The organism is Stenotrophomonas sp. GSD10 (assembly GCF_056172695.1).
Window position 1 is genome coordinate 3,748,982 of sequence record NZ_JAOCMC010000002.1, and the last position, 13,850, is coordinate 3,762,831.

14 protein-coding genes and 2 pseudogenes are annotated in these 13,850 nt (G+C 68.6%); 9 read left to right on the forward strand and 7 right to left on the reverse strand.

Features of this window, described 5'->3' with window-relative positions; genetic code table 11:
* Nucleotides 1-9 precede the first annotated feature (9 nt).
* On the reverse strand, nt 10-909 hold the full coding sequence (locus N4G47_RS17505; RefSeq protein WP_249842705.1) for a LysR substrate-binding domain-containing protein: 900 nt from the start codon (nt 907-909) through the stop codon (nt 10-12).
* A gap of 280 nt (nt 910-1,189) precedes the next feature.
* Nucleotides 1,190-2,737: an alkaline phosphatase gene (locus tag N4G47_RS17510; RefSeq protein WP_475289109.1), complete on the reverse strand. Its 1,548-nt coding sequence runs from the start codon at nt 2,735-2,737 to the stop codon at nt 1,190-1,192.
* A gap of 121 nt (nt 2,738-2,858) precedes the next feature.
* On the opposite strand from N4G47_RS17510, the gene N4G47_RS17515 reads away from it, so the two are divergent.
* Complete coding sequence (locus N4G47_RS17515) at nt 2,859-3,653, forward strand: D-alanyl-D-alanine carboxypeptidase family protein (RefSeq protein ID WP_475289111.1); 795 nt, start codon at nt 2,859-2,861, stop codon at nt 3,651-3,653.
* 6 nt (nt 3,654-3,659) lie between these two features.
* Here the strand turns inward: N4G47_RS17515 and N4G47_RS17520 are convergent, their stop codons facing one another.
* Both N4G47_RS17520 and N4G47_RS17525 read right to left on the reverse strand, forming a co-directional pair.
* Nucleotides 3,660-4,253, reverse strand: coding sequence for a TetR/AcrR family transcriptional regulator (locus tag N4G47_RS17520; protein ID WP_475289113.1), 594 nt, complete (start codon nt 4,251-4,253; stop codon nt 3,660-3,662).
* Between the two features lie 16 nt (nt 4,254-4,269).
* Nucleotides 4,270-4,866, reverse strand: a complete 597-nt coding sequence (locus N4G47_RS17525) for an NAD(P)H-dependent oxidoreductase (RefSeq protein WP_475289115.1) — start codon at nt 4,864-4,866, stop codon at nt 4,270-4,272.
* Nucleotides 4,867-4,993: 127 nt separating this feature from the next.
* On the opposite strand from N4G47_RS17525, the gene N4G47_RS17530 reads away from it, so the two are divergent.
* Nucleotides 4,994-5,524, forward strand: a complete 531-nt coding sequence (locus tag N4G47_RS17530; RefSeq protein WP_475289117.1) for a hypothetical protein — start codon at nt 4,994-4,996, stop codon at nt 5,522-5,524.
* Between the two features lie 31 nt (nt 5,525-5,555).
* Here the strand turns inward: N4G47_RS17530 and N4G47_RS17535 are convergent.
* A pseudogene (locus tag N4G47_RS17535) lies at nt 5,556-6,382 on the reverse strand (isocitrate lyase/PEP mutase family protein).
* A gap of 165 nt (nt 6,383-6,547) precedes the next feature.
* Between N4G47_RS17535 and N4G47_RS17540 the strand changes: the two are divergent.
* The 4 genes and pseudogenes from N4G47_RS17540 (at nt 6,548) to accC (ending at nt 9,960) form a co-directional block, all read left to right on the forward strand.
* Nucleotides 6,548-7,284 (forward strand): annotated as a pseudogene (locus tag N4G47_RS17540) (DOPA 4,5-dioxygenase family protein).
* Nucleotides 7,285-7,596: 312 nt separating this feature from the next.
* The gene (aroQ, locus tag N4G47_RS17545) at nt 7,597-8,040 is read left to right on the forward strand and encodes a type II 3-dehydroquinate dehydratase (protein ID WP_475289119.1); all 444 of its coding nucleotides are present in this window, start codon (nt 7,597-7,599) and stop codon (nt 8,038-8,040) included.
* 60 nt (nt 8,041-8,100) lie between these two features.
* On the forward strand, nt 8,101-8,580 hold the full coding sequence (gene accB, locus N4G47_RS17550) for an acetyl-CoA carboxylase biotin carboxyl carrier protein (protein ID WP_032129560.1): 480 nt from the start codon (nt 8,101-8,103) through the stop codon (nt 8,578-8,580).
* 12 nt (nt 8,581-8,592) lie between these two features.
* Nucleotides 8,593-9,960, forward strand: coding sequence for an acetyl-CoA carboxylase biotin carboxylase subunit (gene accC / locus N4G47_RS17555; protein ID WP_032129559.1), 1,368 nt, complete (start codon nt 8,593-8,595; stop codon nt 9,958-9,960).
* A gap of 96 nt (nt 9,961-10,056) precedes the next feature.
* On the opposite strand, the gene N4G47_RS17560 is transcribed toward accC, so the two are convergent.
* Nucleotides 10,057-10,431 (reverse strand): hypothetical protein, encoded by a 375-nt coding sequence (locus tag N4G47_RS17560; protein ID WP_475289122.1) that lies wholly within the window; start codon nt 10,429-10,431, stop codon nt 10,057-10,059.
* Nucleotides 10,428-11,393 (reverse strand): hypothetical protein, encoded by a 966-nt coding sequence (locus tag N4G47_RS17565; RefSeq protein WP_475289124.1) that lies wholly within the window; start codon nt 11,391-11,393, stop codon nt 10,428-10,430. The genes N4G47_RS17560 and N4G47_RS17565 overlap by 4 nt, the downstream gene beginning before the upstream one ends.
* 164 nt (nt 11,394-11,557) lie before the next feature.
* Here N4G47_RS17565 and prmA point away from each other — a divergent pair, with 164 nt between their 5' ends.
* From prmA to fis, 3 genes are all read left to right on the forward strand, one after another.
* On the forward strand, nt 11,558-12,478 hold the full coding sequence (prmA, locus tag N4G47_RS17570) for a 50S ribosomal protein L11 methyltransferase (RefSeq protein WP_475289971.1): 921 nt from the start codon (nt 11,558-11,560) through the stop codon (nt 12,476-12,478).
* 200 nt (nt 12,479-12,678) lie between these two features.
* The gene (locus N4G47_RS17575) at nt 12,679-13,299 is read left to right on the forward strand and encodes a DUF3426 domain-containing protein (RefSeq protein WP_475289126.1); all 621 of its coding nucleotides are present in this window, start codon (nt 12,679-12,681) and stop codon (nt 13,297-13,299) included.
* Between the two features lie 114 nt (nt 13,300-13,413).
* Entirely contained in the window at nt 13,414-13,689 is a 276-nt protein-coding gene (gene fis, locus N4G47_RS17580) for a DNA-binding transcriptional regulator Fis (protein WP_005419706.1), read from the forward strand.
* Nucleotides 13,690-13,850: the final 161 nt, after the last annotated feature.

Here is a 13,850-nt window from a genome sequence, read left to right on the forward strand (position 1 = left end):
AGCTCGACGCTACAGATGCACGCCGGCCATATGCCGCACATGCTCGGCCGCCTGCGCGTGCAGCCAGTCGCGGAAGGCAAGAAAACCACGGTGATGGGCCGAGCGTGGCGGGTACACCAGCCAGTGCGGCCAGTCGGTCTTCAGGCGCTGCTGGGACAGCGCGACCAGCTGGCCGGAGTCGAGCAGCAGGCGCGCACGCGTGACCCGGCCCAGGGCGACGCCCACACCGTCCAGCGCGGCCCGATGATGCGCTTCGGAATCATCCAGCACTGCCACGAAGCGGGGCGGCGGGCTCTGTCCACTCAAGGCGAACCAGGCGCCCCACGCACCGTCGGGATCACCGAGCAATGGCCATTGCGTGAGCGGGACACGATCGATGCCGCCCATGCGCTCGATCAGTGCCGGGCTGGCCATCGGCAGCAGCCACTCATCGAACAGCGGCTCCACCACCAGCCCTGGCCAGTTGCCACTGCCCAGCCGCAGCGCGGCGTCGAACTGGCGCTGGCGTTCAAAATCCACCAGCCGTTCGCTGGACTGCAGATTGATCTCGATCTGCGGATGCGCTGCCACGAAATGCCCCAGCCGTGGCACCAGCCACGCACTGGCCATCGACGGCACCGCGCTGATCGTCAGCACGTGCTCGGCACGCGCCGCATACGGCTGGAAGGCTTCGTTGATCGCATCCAGATGCGGGCCGACCTGGTCAAGCAGGCGCTGACCTTCCAGGGTGAGGGCGACGCCGCGCGCCTGGCGGACCAGCAGCGGCTGACCCAGGCGCTCTTCCAGCTGCCGCATCTGGTGGCTGAGCGCGCTGACCGTGAGGTTCATCGACGCCGCCGCGCGCGACAGGTTGCCGAGCCGGGCGGCAGCGACGAAGCCCTGCAGGGCATGCAAGGGTGGGCGGGTCACAAGGCTTGAACCTCTTTCAAGTCAGGCTTGCGGAAATGTCGCTTTTTGCCCCTCCATGCTGCCCGTATCGTGCAATCCACTCAAGTGGAGGCACGCTCATGAACATCTTCGGCAGCCTGTTGTTCCTGCATGGCCACATCGCCAGCGCCGAGCTGGCGCGGCAGCTGGCCAGCCCCTCCCCGGCTCCGCCGCCAAGCGGCACCCCTGATAGTGCCGGCCGCTGGCCGGCAACCTCAGAATGCCGGGACCACAAGGCTGCCGGCCAGCGGCCGGCACTACGCTAGCGTTGCAGCGCTTGCTGCACGGCGGCTGCCACATCGGTGTTGTCGATGTAACGGCCGTCGTTCCAGCGCACATGCTCGCGGTAACCGGCATCAACACCCCGCACGCGCTGGCCCAGCAGCTCCGCGCCGGCGCCCTTGGCCCACAGCGGCACCAGCGCGTTGGAGTGGTTGCCGGTGGGGCGGAAGCTCATCCCCGGCATGCGGCCACGGCCGTTGTTGCGCACCGGTTCGAATGCGATGTGCTGCGCATCCGGCCCCATCGGCATGCTGTTGTCGTGGTCGGTGGTGACGATCAGCAGGCTGCGTTCCCAACCGCCGTTGTGCTCGATCCATTCGACCACCGCCGCCACCGCGTCGTTGAACTCCACCGTTTCCTCGATCAGCCGCCCGTACTGCGGCTGGTCGCTGCATGCGCCGTAGTGCCATTCGGTGCCACAGGCGCTGGTGTGCGCGGCCCAGTCGGTGGCGCCGCCTTCCACCATCAGGAACAGGCCCTTGGCCGAACGCTGCTGCAGGAACCGCAGGGCGCCACGGGTCATGGTCGCCAGATCGGGCACGCTGTCGATCCTGCGCACGCCCGAAGGCGTGCTCGCATCCTGGCCCAGCACCTGCCGCTGGCGTGCCTGCTGCAGCGTATTGGCCACGCGCGGCACGCCGATCAACGGACGGTCGGCCGGCAGCCGGCCCTGCGCCAGCGCGAGGAAGTCCTCCTTGCTGCGGATCAGGCGCCATGGCCCGGCCGGGTTGCCGCCGATGGTGCTGCCCGCTTCCAGCTGCTGCCAGTCCTGCTGCGAGACCCACTCCCACGGATTGGCACAGCCTTCGGCCGGCGCAGCCGCCGTGCCCTGGCCACAGGCGCGTCCATCGACGCTGTAACCCGGGCCGCCGGTGCCCATCACCAGGTCCATATGCCCCTGCGCCAGCATCTGGTGCGCGATCGCGTGATAGTTGTTGCGCGATGGGTTCTGCGCAGCGAACGCGGCCGGGGTGGCGTGCGCGAACGGCACGGAGGTGACCACGCCGGTGGCCATGCCCAGGCGTTTGGCGCGCAGGGTGTTGAAGTCGACCACCCTGCCATCGTTGTCCACGTTGATGGCGTTGTTGTAGGTCTTGATGCCCGCGGACAACGCGGTACCTGCCGCCGCGCTGTCGGTCGCCACTGCGGCCAGATACTGGTAGCCGGCGAACGGCAGGTCCAGCGCGGCAACCGCCTCGGTGTCCCACGCCCTGGCCGCGTCGTAGCCGAGGGTCTGCGCAGTGTCGCCGGTCGGCTGGCTGCTGGAGTTCAGAGGGAAGGTGGTCACGGCCAGGCGCTGCGGGAACGCCGCATAGGGCGCACCCTCGCGGCTGCCGTACTGCCAGTAGGCGGCCGCATCCCAGGTGCCCCAACCGGCGCCGTCGTTGATCATCACGATCACGTTGTACGGTTGGACCGCAGCCGGCGCCGATGGCTCGGTGTGCAGGTTCGGCTGGCAGCCGCCGACTGCGGCCAGTGCAGCCAGCAGCAGGGCATGGCGCCCGCGACGTGGAAGGAATCGGCTCATCGTGGGTCCTGTCGGGCCACCCGCGGCCCGTGATGACCAAGTGTTATAAAGTTTCAATGTTGCAGCTTCATGCAGCCGCTGCGCGCTACCCTGCGCAGCTACCGTTGCCATCGCTGCCCCCATGCCGACTTCTTCTCCGGCGCGCGCGCCGCTCTCTGCGATCACCATTGACGCTGCAACCCGCGCGGTGATCCACCAGCACAACGCCGACACCGTTCGGCCGCCGGCATCGCTGACCAAGCTGATGACCGCCTACGCGGCGTATGCGTGCATCGCAGAGACCGGGCGTTCGTGGGACGAAACGGTCACCATCGCCGGCGACGACGTGCACGCGGTCGCCGCTGATGAAACGCGGATGGGCCTGCTGCCCGGCGAAACGGTCACCCTGGCGCACCTGCTGGAAGGAATGATGATCGTCTCCGGCAATGACGCCGCGCTGGCGATCGCGCGCCACCTGGATGGATCGCAGGGCGCGTTTCTGCAGCGCATGAACCACCATGCACGCCAGCTTGGCCTGCGCGATAGCGAGTTCGCCAGCGTATCGGGCATCACCACGCCACAGCATGCGTCCAGCGCGCGCGACATGGCGGTGCTGGCGGCCCATCTGCTGGCCGACCATCCACAGATCCTGGCCATCACCGCACAGCCTGCGTTCGCGCATGGCCGCTTCAGCCGCACCAACCAGAACACACTGCTGGGCGATGAAGGCGTGGACGGATTGAAGACCGGCTACACCCAGGCCGCCGGCTTCTGCCTGGCCGCCACCGCCTGCCGGGTGCTACCCGGGCAGGCGCAGCCGGTGCGCCTGATCACGGTCGTGCTCGGTTCGGACAGCCGCCAGGCGCGCGACGCGCGGGTGCGCGAACAGCTGGCCACCGGCTTCACCACGCTGGCCGGCGCCGTCATCGAGGCCTGAGCCCGGTCAGCGTCGCTTGACCGTCGCCACGATCAGGCGTTGCAGCTCGGCTTCGGCCACGCCCTGGTCCAGCGCGCCGGCGGCCACGGCCTCGGACAGGCTTTCGGCCGCGCCCAGGATGGCCCAGCGGCCGGCCAGCGGCACCGTGCCGTCCGCGGCAAACGGGCCCAGCCATACCTCGCAGTTGTCGATGAAGTCCTGCTGGTAGCAGCGCCGCACCTCCTGCAGTTCCGGCGCGCCGACCAGTGCCGACAGGATGCCCTGCACCTCGCGGCCCTGGCTGAGGATGCAGTCGATGTAGCCCGAGGCGATGGCAGCGGCGCGATCGCCCAGCCGCGCCTGGGCGCGATCGATGCGCTCGTGGAATACCTGCGTCTGCCGCGCATCGTAGTCGTGGTACAGCGCCGCCAGCAGGCCATGACGGGTCACGAAGTGGTCGTAGGCCACCGGCTTGGTCACGCCCGCCGCTTCGGCCAGCCGCCCCAGCGTCAACGCATCGGTGCCTTCCTCACCGACCAGCGCCCAGGCCACATCCAGCAGCTGGCGGGCACGTTGCTCTCGGGTCAGTCGGCGGCGCGTGGGAGCGGCGTTGGCAGGCATCGGTGGTACACGGCGATCAGTGCATCGGAGTACCGATTTTACGGCCGATTTCCACCGCGGTCTGCAGATGCGCGGCGGCCGCACCGCTATCGGCATCGAGCAGCAGTTCGGACGACACCACGCGCGCGCCGCAGTAGTCGAAGATGCCCATGTCGATCTGGGTCTTCATCGCTGCGCCATAGCCGCGCCGCTCGATCATCGCCGCGCCGGCCCCGCCGACGCCGACCAGATGCACGCGCAGGCGCTGCAGCTTCTTCTGTACCTTGCCGTCGGCGCCGTCCTGGTAGGCCCAGCCCTGGGTGAATACGCGGTCGATCCACCCTTTCAACAAGGCGGGGAACGACCACCAGTACAGCGGATAGACCAGCACCAGCGTATCGGCCAGGTCCAGCCGCGCGTGCTCGGCGGCAACATCGGCCGGTACCGCACCGGTGCCGCGGAACAGCGCCTGGTCCTCACGGTTGAAGCGCGGATCGAAACCTTCGGCGACCAGGTCGGCATGGGTGACGGTGTTGCCGGCATCGGTGGCCCGGATGGCGTCGCCGATGCGCTGGGCGATGGCATGGGTGAGCGATCCGGTTTCCGGGTGGGTGGTGACGATGAGGCTGTGCATGGGTGAATCTCCAGGAATCATTACCTACCAATAGTAAGTAGCAATATCCGGATCACCAGCACCATCGATGGGACGCTGTTTTTGCGTTCACCGTATAGTGCGCCCCATCCCGTGGAGATCGCCGACGATGCGCCGACGCCTGTTTGCCCCGCTGCTGGCCGTGTTGCTGTGCGCGGGCGCACCCGCCACCGCAGGCGAGCTCAGCCCCGATGATGCGGCAGCCCTGCGCGCGGAGGTGCGTGCGATGGTGGCGGCCTTCAGCCGTGGCGATGCGGCGTTCCTGATCGCGCGCACGCACCCCAGCCTGAAACGGCTGGCTGGCGGCGACGAAGCCTTCGCCCGGATCGCCAGTGATGCGGCGGCCCAGCTGCGCAGTGCGGGCGTGGAGATCGTCAGCGAGGACGTCGGCGTCCCCGGCCGGACCTACGCCGCCGGCGAAGAGGAGGTGTGTTTCGTGCCGCGGCACTCACTGATGCGGGTGCGCGGAACGGCAATCCGCAGCACCACCTTCATGGTGGCGGTGCGCCGCGTTGGTGATCCGGGCTGGACCTACCTGGATGGTTCCGGGTTGCAGGACAACCCGGGCCTGCTGCGCCAGCTGCTGCCCGCACTCGAGGCCGGTGTCCCGCTGCCCAAGCGGCAGATCGAAGCGTTGTAGGCGCCGGCCGATCCCTCCGCGCAGGGGAGACCTACTGGAACAGCGCGTTCAATGCCGCGCCCGGGGCCGCCTGTTGCAGTCCGTCGAAGCGACCGTCCTGCACGATCGGCCGGGTGGCTTGCATCAAGCCTCCCCACGCGGCGCGGGCCAGTGCACCGCCCAGGCTGACCCGGCGCACGCCGAGTGCGGCGATGTCCTGCAGGTTGAGCGGCGTGGGCCCACCGACCAGCAGGTTCACCGGTGTGGAGCCTGCCGCGGCAACCACCGCGCGGATCTGTTCCGGCGTACTGATGCCTGGCGCATACAGCACATCGGCACCGGCCTCGGCATAGGCGCGCAGGCGCTGCAGCGTGTCGTGCAGATCCGGTACGCCGACGAAGAAGTTCTCGGCACGTCCCACCAGCAGCACCTCGCCCCCGCCTGATCAATGGCGGCGCGCGCCGCACGCAGGCGCGCCACCGCGTCATCGATCGGGCGCAGCGGCGCGTCGGTCACGCCGCTGGCATCCTCGATCGACAGCGCGGCGATGCCGGTGTCGAGGGCCGCCGCCACCGCCTCGGCCACCTGCGGCGGGGACGCACCGAAGCCATCTCCGAAATCGGCGTTCAAGGGCAGCGGCGTCGCCGCGGCCATCAGCCGCAGGTGCTCCAGCGTGGCCTGCAGCGAAACCGCGCCGTCGGGCCGGCCTTCGCTCCAGGCGCAGCCGGCGCTGGTGGTGGCCAGGGCCAGGAAGCCCTGCCGCTGCAGATAGCGCGCACTGCCAACGTCCCAGGGATTGGGCAGCACGAAGCAGCCTTCGGCGTGCAGCTGGCGGAAGGTCGCGCGCTTGCGCCGGGTGTCGGCATCGGACAGGGACATGGCGGGCTCCGGGGCGGTACTCCGGCACCCTAGCCCGGTCCGTGCCCAGGCTCAATGGCACCGGCGGGAACCTGCATGAGGTGATGCCGCCTGCTTATTGGACGCCACCGGCCGGCCTGCCCGAGCGTGCCTTGTCGCCCCTGCGCTGCCGCCACGGAAACCCACATGCACCCTGACCTGCCAGCCCCGACCAACATCGCCATCGACGCTGACGACGACGCCCAGTGGGCCGAGCTGCTTTCGCCCAGCCGGCGGCGCCTGATCGCCTCGGCCGGGTTGGCGGCCGGCGGCCTGGCCAGTGCATCAACGGCGGCGGCAACGCCCCTGGCGACGCCACCGTGAACACCACCGAGCCGGGCCGTCCCGGCTTCCGCGCCATCGTGCCGCCGGCGCCCAAGGGCCGCAGCCCCTGGGGCGAGGCGACCGCAGGCGAACCCACCCCGCGCCCGGCCAGTGTGCGCCCCGGCGAAGCCACGTTGCCCAGCACGCCGCGCCCCTACACCGACATCAAGAGCTATCACGCGCACATCTACTTCGATGAGGACAGCTTCGAGAAGGCCGCGCTGCTGCGGCGCTGGGCGGCCGAGCGCTTCCCGGTGGAGCTGGGCAACTGGAACCTCGAACCACGCGGGCCGCACGTCACCCCCTCGTTCTACTTCGGCTTCACCAACGATCTGCTGCCCGTTCTGGTGCCGTGGCTGCAGCTCAACAGCCTGGGGTTGACCATCCTGATCCACCCGAACACCGGTGATGGCCGCGCCGATCACCTGTACTACGCGTTGTGGGTGAACCGGACCCAGCCGGTGAACGCCTACAGCTGGCCGGCGCCGGCGCCGGGCGAGCGCGAGCCGCTGGAAGAGGTGTTCCCGAACGTGGTGCCCACGCTGCCGCTGGAGACCTGACCGCCCTTCCGGTGGGTGCATGGCGACCTTCCGGTCGGTGCGCAGCCCCTCCGGTGGGTGCGTAGCTTGCTGCGCACCGAACTCCTTCCTCCACGCATGGCGTGGATCCATCCACCTGCCGCCATCATCGGTCTACGTGCACATATCCCCCGCCCACACGGCGTTCAGCGCGCCTTGATCCGGCGCGCCGCATACGGCCGCAAGCGCTTCGGCGAATTTCAAACGAACGATTGAAACGCGCCAAACTTCGCCGAACTGGACAGCATCCACCGCTTCCGCCAGACTGCCGCCCTTTCCCGTCTTCCGGATCCCATGGCGAAGCTGCTGGTCCTGCACGGCCCCAACCTCAACCTGCTCGGCACCCGCGAGCCGGAGGTCTACGGCCACACCACGCTGGCCGACATCGACCAGGCCCTGGCCGCCCAGGCATCGGCCGCCGGGCATGTCGTCGAAAGCCTGCAGTCCAACGCCGAGCATGTGCTGGTGGACCGCGTGCAGGCCGCGCGCAACGACGGAACCGCTTTCATCCTGATCAACCCCGCTGCCTTCACCCACACCTCGGTCGCCCTGCGCGATGCGCTGGCGGCGGTGGCGGTGCCGTTCATCGAGATCCACCTGTCCAACCCGCATACCCGCGAACCCTTCCGCCAGCACAGCTACTTCAGTGACAAGGCGGTGGGCGTGGTCTGCGGCTTCGGCGCCGACAGCTACCGCTACGCAATGGATGCGGCGCTGCTGCGGGTGTCCGCCACCTGATTGTCGACCCGGGCGCCACACGGCGCTCTCCTCACCTAGATAGATATCAAAGAGGCCCTCATGGATCTGCGCAAAATCAAGAAGCTGATCGACCTGCTGGAAGAGTCGAACCTGGCGGAAATTGAAATCAAGGAAGGCGAAGAGTCGGTACGCCTGTCGCGCGCCCCGGTGGCCGGCTATGCCGCCCCGGTCGCCGCCCCGGTGTATGCCGCTCCGGCCGCCCCGGCGCCGCAGGCGATGCCGATGCAGTCGCCGACCGAAGCCTCCACCGGCGGCACCGCCAAGCCGGGCCCGGCGCTGCCGGAAGGCCACGTGCTGCGCTCGCCGATGGTCGGCACCTTCTACGCCTCGTCCGCTCCGGACAAGCCGGCTTTCGTCAGCGTTGGCCAGCAGGTCAAGGAAGGCGAGACCCTGGCCATCATCGAAGCGATGAAGATGTTCAACCCGATCGAAGCCGACAAGTCCGGCACCATCGTCGCCATCCTCGGCGAGAACGGCCAGCCGGTGGAGTTCGACCAGCCGCTGTTCGTGATCGGCTAAGGGGCGGACGCCATGCTCGACAAAGTCGTCATTGCCAACCGAGGGGAGATCGCGCTGCGCATCCTGCGCGCGTGCCACACCCTGGGCATCCGCACGGTGGCCGTGCATTCCACGGTCGACCGCAACCTCAAGCACGTGGCCATGGCCGACGAGTCGGTCTGCATCGGCCCGGCACCGTCGCCGCAGAGCTACCTCAACATCCCGGCGCTGATCGCCGCCGCTGAAGTCACCGACGCGCAGGCGATCCACCCGGGCTACGGCTTCCTGTCGGAGAACGCCGACTTCGCCGAGCGCGTGGAAGAGTCCGGCTTCATCTTCATCGGCCCCAAGGCCGACACCATCCGCATGATGGGCGACAAGGTCGAAGCGATCCGCGCGATGAAGTCGGCCGGCGTGCCGTGCGTTCCCGGCTCGGGCGGCCCGCTGGGCGAAGACATCGTGGCCAACACCAAGATCGCCCGTGAGATCGGCTACCCGGTCATCATCAAGGCGGCTGGCGGCGGTGGCGGCCGCGGCATGCGCGTGGTGCACGCCGAAGCCTCGCTGAAGACCTCGATCGAAACCACCAAGAGCGAGGCCAAGGCCGCGTTCGGCAATGGCGAGGTCTACATGGAGAAGTTCCTGGAAAATCCGCGCCATGTGGAGATCCAGGTGCTGGCCGATGGCCAGGGCAACGCCATCCACCTGGGTGAGCGCGACTGCTCGATGCAGCGCCGCCACCAGAAGGTGGTGGAAGAAGCACCGGCACCGGGCATCACCGCCGAACAACGCGAGCAGATCGGCAAGGTGTGCACCGAGGCCTGCGTGCGCATCGGCTACCGCGGCGCCGGCACGTTCGAGTTCCTGTACGAGGACGGCCGCTTCTACTTCATCGAAATGAACACCCGCATCCAGGTGGAGCATCCGGTCACCGAAATGGTCACCGGCATCGACCTGGTGGCCGAGCAGCTGAAGATCGCCGCCGGCCAGAAGCTGTCGATCAAGCAGAGCGACGTGGTGCTTACCGGCCATGCCATCGAGTGCCGCATCAACGCCGAAGACGCTGAAACCTTCGTGCCGAGCCCGGGCACCATCACCGGATTCCATCCGCCGGGCGGCCCTGGCGTGCGCGTGGACACCCACATCTACAGTGGCTACCGCGTGCCGTCGAACTACGACTCGATGATCGGCAAGCTGATCGTGCACGGCCCGGATCGCGAAACCGCCATTGCCCGCATGCGGGTGGCGCTGAGCGAAATGGTGGTGGACGGCATCAAGACCAACGTGGCGCTGCAGCAGCGCATCATGCGTGACAAGGGCTTCCAGGCCGGTGGCCAGAACATCCACTACCTGGAAAAGCGCCTGGCCGAACGCAAGAACAAGCCGATCGCGCTGACCTGATCGGCAGCAGACGCTGGACATGAAAAGGGCGGGGATTTCCCCGCCCTTTTTCCATTCCCGTGGAGCCGAGCATGGCTCGGCTCTACAACGACAGGGTCAGCGCGCGTCGGCCGCCGTCGTCGGAATCTGCGACTTCGCCAGCGGGCGTACGCCGTTGGGCGAGCTCGGATCGACGATCACCATGGTTTCGGTCGAGCCATCCGGCCACACCACCTGGAAGGTGCTGCCCGCCGGAAGCGAGGTGAACGGCATGCCGGTCTGCGCACGATAGACCGCCGCCACCTGGCTGGCACCGGCGCGGCGTACGTCTTCTGGCGTCTTGACCGTGGTCAGTTCCACCTTCGACAGATGCCGGTAGCGGTCCTCATAGGTATCGATCATCAACAGGCCAACGGCACCGGCCGAGTAGGCCACAAACAGCGCCACCCAGAACCAGAACTTGGCCCCGTGCAGGAATCGACGGTAGTTCATCGCCCGTCCCTCTTTCCAATCAATCGCTTGATCCATTCCTTCATCTTCCCAGCACCTTGCGGTGATACCGCAGCGTCATATACGAAATCGCGGAAATCCTGCGTCCCATCCTGCGAACAGATCCCTCCGTTCGCACAAAAACTGTTGACCAGCACACTGTCGGCCCCACACGGTAGACCGAGTTCGCACGCGGCAAGCCGCCAGGCCAGTTCGCTCAGCTGTTCGCCGGCCACCAGGCCGTCCAGCGCGCTGTCGCCGGCCGCCCGCACGCCCATGCCCGGGGCGATGGCCATGTAGGCCTCCGGGTCACGCGAGGTACGCACGCGCTCGACCAGGTCACGACGGTATTCGGGAGAGTCATGCAGCGGTTCGCCTTCTGCGAACAGCGACGCCTCGGCGGCCAGGTTGCCCTGTGCGGCGGCCTTGCGACGTTCGGACAACACCAGCGCCGCCCCCAGCTTGTCGCCCGGCACGAAGCCACCGCATCGCTGCGCGACGCGCTCGCGTGCCTCGACCATGGCCGGCGCGGCGGTCAGCCCCAGTCCACTCAGCACATTGTTGTCCAGGCGGTAGCCGCCGGGGTCCAGTGCGTACTGCGCGCAGTAGTCGTACACCCGGCTGAGCATCCAGCGCGCCTCGTGATTGCCGCCATCGGCCTGGGCCCGCAGGCGCTGCGCGTAGGCGTACAGGTCGTTGGCATCTTCGATGTCGGCCCGGAGATCCAGCGGCAGGCCTGACGGCAACGCATCGCTGCGCTCGAAGGTGGCCAGCCGCCGCGCCAGCGCCTCGGGCACCACCGGCAACGCAGCGGTGTGGTCCACCGCCGAAACCACACCCGGTGAGTCCGCCCGCACGGCGGACGGCGCCACCGCGTGGCCGCTGGCCCGATACCCGGCCACGCCCAGCACGGCCACCGCCGGCAGCACGAGCAACCAGGTTTTGAGGGTCGGAGCCAAGGCCATCAGCAGCGGTGATCGTTCACGGCGCACAGGAAAGCGCCGAGTTTAGCAAGGCCCGGCAGGCCTGTCTGAACCGGCCCCGTTCATCCGGCAGCAGCATCTCAGGCAATACGGAGACGCCCCGATGGTCTAGCATGGCCCCCTTTCCCGCCATTGCCCCCACCGCCATGCCGTTCCTGGAACTGACCCTGCGTTGCACCGAAGCCACCCAGCCCCGCTATGAGAACGCGCTGGAGGACGTGGGCGCGCTGGCGGTCACGCTGCTCGATGCCGAGGCGGACACCAGCAACGAACAGGCCATCCTCGAGCCGGGCGTGGGTGAGACGCCGCTGTGGGACACCCTGGTGCTGAGCGCGCTGTTCCCCGCCGACAGCAACGCGCTGTTGCTGCTGGCCGCCCTGGAAGCCTTCGACCCGGAGCTGGACTGGAGCGGCGGCAGCTTCCGTGCCGTCGATGACGAAGACTGGGAACGCGCCTGGCTGGACCAGTTCCAGCCGATGGATTTCGGCAGCCGCACCTGGATCGTGCCGTGGAACCATGACCTGCCGGACGCCGCGCAGACCGCCGACGCCGCCGTGGTACGGCTGGATCCGGGCCTGGCCTTCGGCTCGGGCACCCACCCCACCACCGCGCTGTGCCTGCGCTGGCTGGACCAGCTGGCCGTGGACGGCCTGCTGCAGGGCCAGCGCGTGCTCGACTTCGGCTGTGGCTCGGGCATCCTGGCGCTGGCCGCGCTGAAGCTGGGCGCGGCCGAAGCGATCGGCGTGGACAACGATCCGCAGGCCCTGGTCGCCACCGCCGACAATGCCGAGCGCAACGGCGAGCAGGCGCGCATGCACGTCTACCTGCCGCAGGACGAACCGGTCACCACCTATCCGATCGTGGTTGCCAACATCCTCGCCTCGGCCCTGGACACACTGGCCGAACTGCTGGCCGCGCGCGTGGCCCCGGCAGGCCGCATCGCGCTGTCCGGCATCCTGCACGGCCAGGAAGGCGAACTGCTGCAGCGGTATGCCGCCTGGTTCGACGATCTGCAGGCCACCCAGGATGGCGACTGGATGCGTATCACCGGCGTGCGCCGCGCCTGATCGTGGTTGAATGACCGCTGGATCCGAGCCCGCGCCCTGAGCATGTCCGAGCCGAACCCGCCGCGCCGCCCCTGGCCACGTTCCTGCGCACCACGCCGGAGCGTACCGGCGCACCTGCAGGTGATGCACACGCACCGGACCCGGTTGCGAATGACACGCCGGCCAGCACCAGCGGGGCGTCGCCTGAGGCGTCGCTGCAAATGGCCGCACCGCAGGTAGCCGACGCGCTGCACGCCGATGCAGCGGTCATCGAAGACGATGCAGCGCTGGACCCGCCCGATGTCGTGCCGACACGGGTACCGGCCGCCGTGCGCGACACCCCGAGCTTCCTCGGCACTGCGCGCCCCCGTACCCTGCCGACGCCGCGCTGGCACTGGGCCCTGGTGGCCGGTCTGGCGCTGCTGCTGTTGCTGCAGAGCGTACTGGCCGATCGCGCGCGGCTGGCCGTCGACGCCGGCAACCGCGGCTGGTTGAGCGCGTTGTGCGGTGTGCTGCGTTGTGACCTGCCGGCCTGGCACGAGCCTGCCGCGTTCACCATGACCAGTCGCGAGATCCGCCCGCTGCCCGGGCAGCCCGGCGTGCTGCAGGTGCAGGCCAGCATCCGCAACGATGCACGCTGGGCACAGGCGTGGCCGGACCTGCGCCTGTCGCTGTCCGACGCCGATGGACGGGTGATCGGCAGTGGCGTGTTCGCACCGGCGCAGTATCTGGGCGAGAGCCCAGGCGCGGCCCTGTTGGAACCCGGCCAGAGCGCACGCATCGCCTTCCGCGTGCAGGAACCCGCTGCGTCCACCGTCGCATTCACCTTCGACTTCCTGTGACAGGTCAGAGACGACCAGCCGTGGCAGGTCGGGCACGCTCGCGCTAGACTGGCCGCCACCACCTCGTCCGGCCGCGCGCCCCGCGCGCACGGGCAACACAGATCGGGAACCCCCTTGAACGCTGTCCTCTCTCGTCCTGACAACAGTCGTGGCGCTCCCCGGCCACCGCTGCGTGAACACGTCGCCCAGTCCGTGCGCCGTTACCTGCGTGACCTTGATGGCTGCGACGCGGACGATGTCTACGAGATCGTGCTGCGCGAGATGGAGATTCCCCTGTTCGTGGAGGTGCTCAACCACTGCGAAGGCAACCAGAGCCGCGCCGCGGCGATGCTGGGCATCCACCGTGCCACCCTGCGCAAGAAGCTGAAGGAATACGGCATCAGCGCCTGAACGCCGCCCGCCGGGCATGGCCCGGCGCTACCGGTGCCGGGTCCAACGGGTTCCGGCAGATCCATGCCATGCGTGGATCAAACCCCGGCCGAATCACCCGCCGCCGCCCGCCTTCCGGCAATACCGCACCACGTGTAAGAACACCGGCGCATAGACGCGCG

Coding starts and splice junctions, on each gene's coding strand:
- N4G47_RS17510 (WP_475289109.1), bottom strand. CDS start 2,737: ATGAGCCGATTCCTTCCACGTCGCGGGCGCCATGCCCTGCTGCTGGCT.
- N4G47_RS17515 (WP_475289111.1), top strand. CDS start 2,859: ATGCCGACTTCTTCTCCGGCGCGCGCGCCGCTCTCTGCGATCACCATT.
- N4G47_RS17520 (WP_475289113.1), bottom strand. CDS start 4,253: ATGCCTGCCAACGCCGCTCCCACGCGCCGCCGACTGACCCGAGAGCAA.
- N4G47_RS17525 (WP_475289115.1), bottom strand. CDS start 4,866: ATGCACAGCCTCATCGTCACCACCCACCCGGAAACCGGATCGCTCACC.
- N4G47_RS17530 (WP_475289117.1), top strand. CDS start 4,994: ATGCGCCGACGCCTGTTTGCCCCGCTGCTGGCCGTGTTGCTGTGCGCG.
- aroQ (WP_475289119.1), top strand. CDS start 7,597: ATGGCGAAGCTGCTGGTCCTGCACGGCCCCAACCTCAACCTGCTCGGC.
- accB (WP_032129560.1), top strand. CDS start 8,101: ATGGATCTGCGCAAAATCAAGAAGCTGATCGACCTGCTGGAAGAGTCG.
- accC (WP_032129559.1), top strand. CDS start 8,593: ATGCTCGACAAAGTCGTCATTGCCAACCGAGGGGAGATCGCGCTGCGC.
- N4G47_RS17560 (WP_475289122.1), bottom strand. CDS start 10,431: ATGAACTACCGTCGATTCCTGCACGGGGCCAAGTTCTGGTTCTGGGTG.
- N4G47_RS17565 (WP_475289124.1), bottom strand. CDS start 11,393: ATGGCCTTGGCTCCGACCCTCAAAACCTGGTTGCTCGTGCTGCCGGCG.
- prmA (WP_475289971.1), top strand. CDS start 11,558: ATGCCGTTCCTGGAACTGACCCTGCGTTGCACCGAAGCCACCCAGCCC.
- N4G47_RS17575 (WP_475289126.1), top strand. CDS start 12,679: ATGGCCGCACCGCAGGTAGCCGACGCGCTGCACGCCGATGCAGCGGTC.